The organism is Shewanella sp. 10N.286.45.A1 (genome assembly GCF_041470405.1).
In the GTDB taxonomy this organism is placed as follows: domain Bacteria; phylum Pseudomonadota; class Gammaproteobacteria; order Enterobacterales; family Shewanellaceae; genus Shewanella.
Genome location: NZ_JBFRMK010000398.1, coordinates 1 through 3,716, shown reverse-complemented (window position 1 = coordinate 3,716; position 3,716 = coordinate 1). Strand labels below are relative to the sequence as shown.

Here is a 3,716-nt window from a genome sequence, read left to right as displayed (position 1 = left end):
GAATGGTCAAACCTTTAATGCAATTGGTATTATTGCCCGCTATTCTAGCAGCCTATGTCGCAATTAAAAGTGTAATTAAAAAAGGCAATAAAAAACCCAGCAAAAGCTGGGTCTTTTCGAACGGTAAACAGTTTATTTTACATACAAGGTTGTACTACCATTTTCGCTGCATCAGTGCCAACAACCAAACCTAAGAAGATAGTTGGGCTAACAGCATCTGGTAAACCAGCACTGTATGAGAAGAATGCAGCTTGTGTTTGCATCTCTACCGTAGCCACATCTTCAAGTCCATCAGTAACCCCGTCAATTGGGCTTGGGTCAATAATTGAACTGTGATGCCCTTTAGTAAATCTAACAACACCAGAACCAACTGTCGTTGAATCTACGCAGGCAAGGCCTAAGTTTTCAATCAATGGCTCAGTGCCAGAAATTGGGAAGCCTGGCACACGATTAGGCAGAACTTGGTCTGGCAAGCTGTTTGCACCGTCACCAACCACTTCAATTAAGTGAATAGGCAAGCCAGTAGCTTTAAGCATTGCGGCATGGTTAATCGGGTCTGCGCTATCAACCGCGGTTTGCACTGCAAAGGCAAATGTCGGCAAGAAGGCGTCATAAACCGACTTAACGAGTGCATCGTATTCAGGCGTACCGACTTCGTAGCCAAGATCTTTATTTGCTTCTTCAACTAACTCAAGGAAAGCATCAGTTGTGACGATGTTGTCAAATAACAATGGACCAAAAGTCGCAGAGCCAATAAAGGTTCCTGCAAAGCCGCCTGATGGTGCAACAAGCGAAGCTGCATTAAGCGCATAAACTGAACTCAGGTCGGCACCGCTTGGGTGCGTAAGTCCTGTGCTTGCATAAGTCGCAAAATCAGTACCGACGATAGCACCAAGACTCAAACCTTGAGCACTGATTTGGTTGTTATCAAATACCTGTGGTGCGTTTAGCGCTGCAAGTTGTCCTGCGTAACCTGTCAGGGCGGCACGAACAGCTAAGTGATCGAAGGTCGCTTGACGGAAGTTGTCACGCACGCTCAAAGTACTAGCAATGTTAATAAAGGCTAAAGGATTACCCAGAGAGAATAGAGTGTCGTCGCCCACTACCGCGCCAAAAGCAGGATCTGATGCCGATACAGTATATGCCCCAGGAACAATTAAGCCCTTTCCAAATGAGCGAGCACCGTGCAACGGCATGTCAATCGCCACAGTTGCCACACCTAGCTCACCATATGTACCTGCATAAGCGAAGGCCATCTCTTTACCGCCACCAAGACCATGCATCGCCATAGTTGTTGGCCAACCTGTTGCGGGTGCAGGTGCAAAGTTAGGTACAGTCATCTGTACAGGAACTAACTCATAATTTTTAATCTGTGGGATAGGGTTAAACTTAGTTAAATGACGCGCCTTATCAGCAGGTGTGCCATCATCTAAATTCCAAAGCTTGCCTGCTAGCATGGTTGGGTCGCTCAATGCCGCAATAGGATCTTCAATACCGTTGGCAATGGCTTGAGTAAAGTAATTCTCTTGGCTCAAGGTACCCATTTGTAATGCAAGCAATACCGATACCGGGCTATCATAAGCCGCTTTCCACATACCATTAATGGTTGGATTGCCATCAGCGTCTAAACACTCGGTAGAAGAACAATCACCATAGACAGGTAATTTCAGTTCTGCTTTCCATAGGTTAACTTTACTAGCACCTTCATAAGCAGGATGCTGTGGCGGCATCATTAATGCCTGTGCCAACGTGTAACCTGTATCTGTAGGTGGCATTGTAAACTCTGGTTGGTAGCCAGGTTGGCCAGCAATTAGCAGTTTTGAAACCTCATAAACATCCGCAACTGACTGCGTGGTAAACAAACCAGAATAACTGACTGACTCAGCATCTGGACCGCCCACTGCAGCCATACCTTTTTCATAGCTATTGACTGCCGCTTGCAGCAATAATTGCTCAGGTGTTTCTAAAGGCTTTGTGTCGATATCCAATTTTAGCAATGAGTAGGTCGATGACGGTGCGATTGCGCGACCAGCTGAATCTTGGACAAGGTTGGTTGTCGCATAAATATAAGATTGCTTAGCCTTTAAAGGTTTAAGCGGTACGATAACGACGCTATTCCCAGAGGTCGTGGTAATAAAGTCAACGCCAAATTGTAGCTCTTCACCCACTTTACAAGCAGAAACATCTGGTGCACTGGTACACTCAGGATCTGATGATAACGCCCCACCGACAGTGGCTTCAAACATTCTCACCGCGCCAGGCTGTTCAACCGATGTCTTACTCAAAGTTAATACCGTACCGTCATTATCGGTAGCGGGAGCAACCGCAATAGAAATAGGCGCTGTTGTTGACCAACCGTCTAATGCACCAAGCGCCATTGAGGGGTCAGTGTAGTCACTGCTGCCATCAGCCGCTTCATCAGGAATATTCAATGTGCCATCGAGTGTGCCACTAAAAAGAATGTCATTTGGCAGTGGTAGTTCGCCTCCAGCAGGATCAAAAACGATAACTGATTGAGGGACCAATGGTTCCGTTTTGTCGACTAATTCGTTATAACTGTCTTCACTACAAGCGGTGAGACCCAATGCAGATGTGATTGCGACACCTAAAAAGAGCTTTTTCATCTTTTTTCCCCAAATCTTGTTGTAATAATTTTGTTTTCTCTTAGAAATTGGTCACAATAGTCAGCAATGTATGACCAATAGGGCTTATTGTTAGCCCTTAACTCAGTCCAAGTTAACGTAAAATTATTGACTTAGCTACATTTTTGTCACATTGCGCTAGCGAATAACTGGGTAAAAATTAATCGTTTGTTTTAAACAGCTGTTTACCATATCAGCGACTCTAGAAGTGACGGGCGTTTGAGCTCAGAGGAAGTATTAACTCATGTTGGAATATCAAGCTGCAAAAGATTTACTTAATGGTAAAGTTATATTGGTAACAGGTGCTGGTGATGGCATAGGAAAGACTGCAGCGCTAACATACGCGCAGCACGGTGCTACGGTGATTCTTTTAGGTAAGACAGTTAAAAAACTTGAAGCCGTTTATGACCAAATTGAGCAAGCAGGTTATCCAAAACCTGCGATTGTCCCACTCGATTTGAAAGGTGCCACAGAACAAAACTACCTCGATATGGCAGAAACCATAGAAGAGCAATTTGGGCATTTAGATGGATTACTGCATAACGCGAGTATGTTAGGTGTGTTAGGTCCGTTTGAACATATCACTATGAGTTCAGTTGAAGAGGTGTTCAAAGTTAACGTTATTGCTGAAATAATGTTAACAAAAGCATTGTTACCAGTAATGCGTAAGTCTGAAAGCGCTTCTCTTGTTTTCACTTCAAGCAGTGTTGGTCGCCAAGCCCGCTCATTCTGGGGCGAATATGCAATGTCTAAATTTGCAACGGAAGGCATGATGCAAGCTATCGCACACGAGTACGAAGGCAGCAATATTCGAACCAACAGCATTAACCCAGGCGCTACTCGCACCGGTATGCGCGCTAATGCTTATCCTGCAGAAAACCCACAGTTGCTCAAAAAACCTGAAGAGATCATGCCAACGTACCTTTACCTAATGGGTAATGATTCAGCAGATATCAATGGCCAACAGCTTAATGCTCAATAATCATTAATACCAATTGCATTAAAAGTTTGACCATTCAGCGGGAATTCAAAACGCTGTAGGCAAGTAGTGGAATTTGAGCTAATAGTTATTCT

At 44.4% G+C, this 3,716-nt stretch carries 2 protein-coding genes; one reads left to right on the top strand and one right to left on the bottom strand.

Going from position 1 to position 3,716, the window contains the following annotated elements; all coding sequences use genetic code 11:
* Positions 1–137 precede the first annotated feature (137 nt).
* Positions 138–2,624, bottom strand: a complete 2,487-nt coding sequence (locus AB4238_RS21890) for a VolA/Pla-1 family phospholipase (protein WP_372035685.1) — start codon at positions 2,622–2,624, stop codon at positions 138–140.
* 262 nt (positions 2,625–2,886) lie between these two features.
* Between AB4238_RS21890 and AB4238_RS21885 the strand changes: the two genes are divergently transcribed.
* Complete coding sequence (locus AB4238_RS21885) at positions 2,887–3,624, top strand: YciK family oxidoreductase (RefSeq protein WP_220736147.1); 738 nt, start codon at positions 2,887–2,889, stop codon at positions 3,622–3,624.
* Positions 3,625–3,716 lie beyond the last annotated feature (92 nt).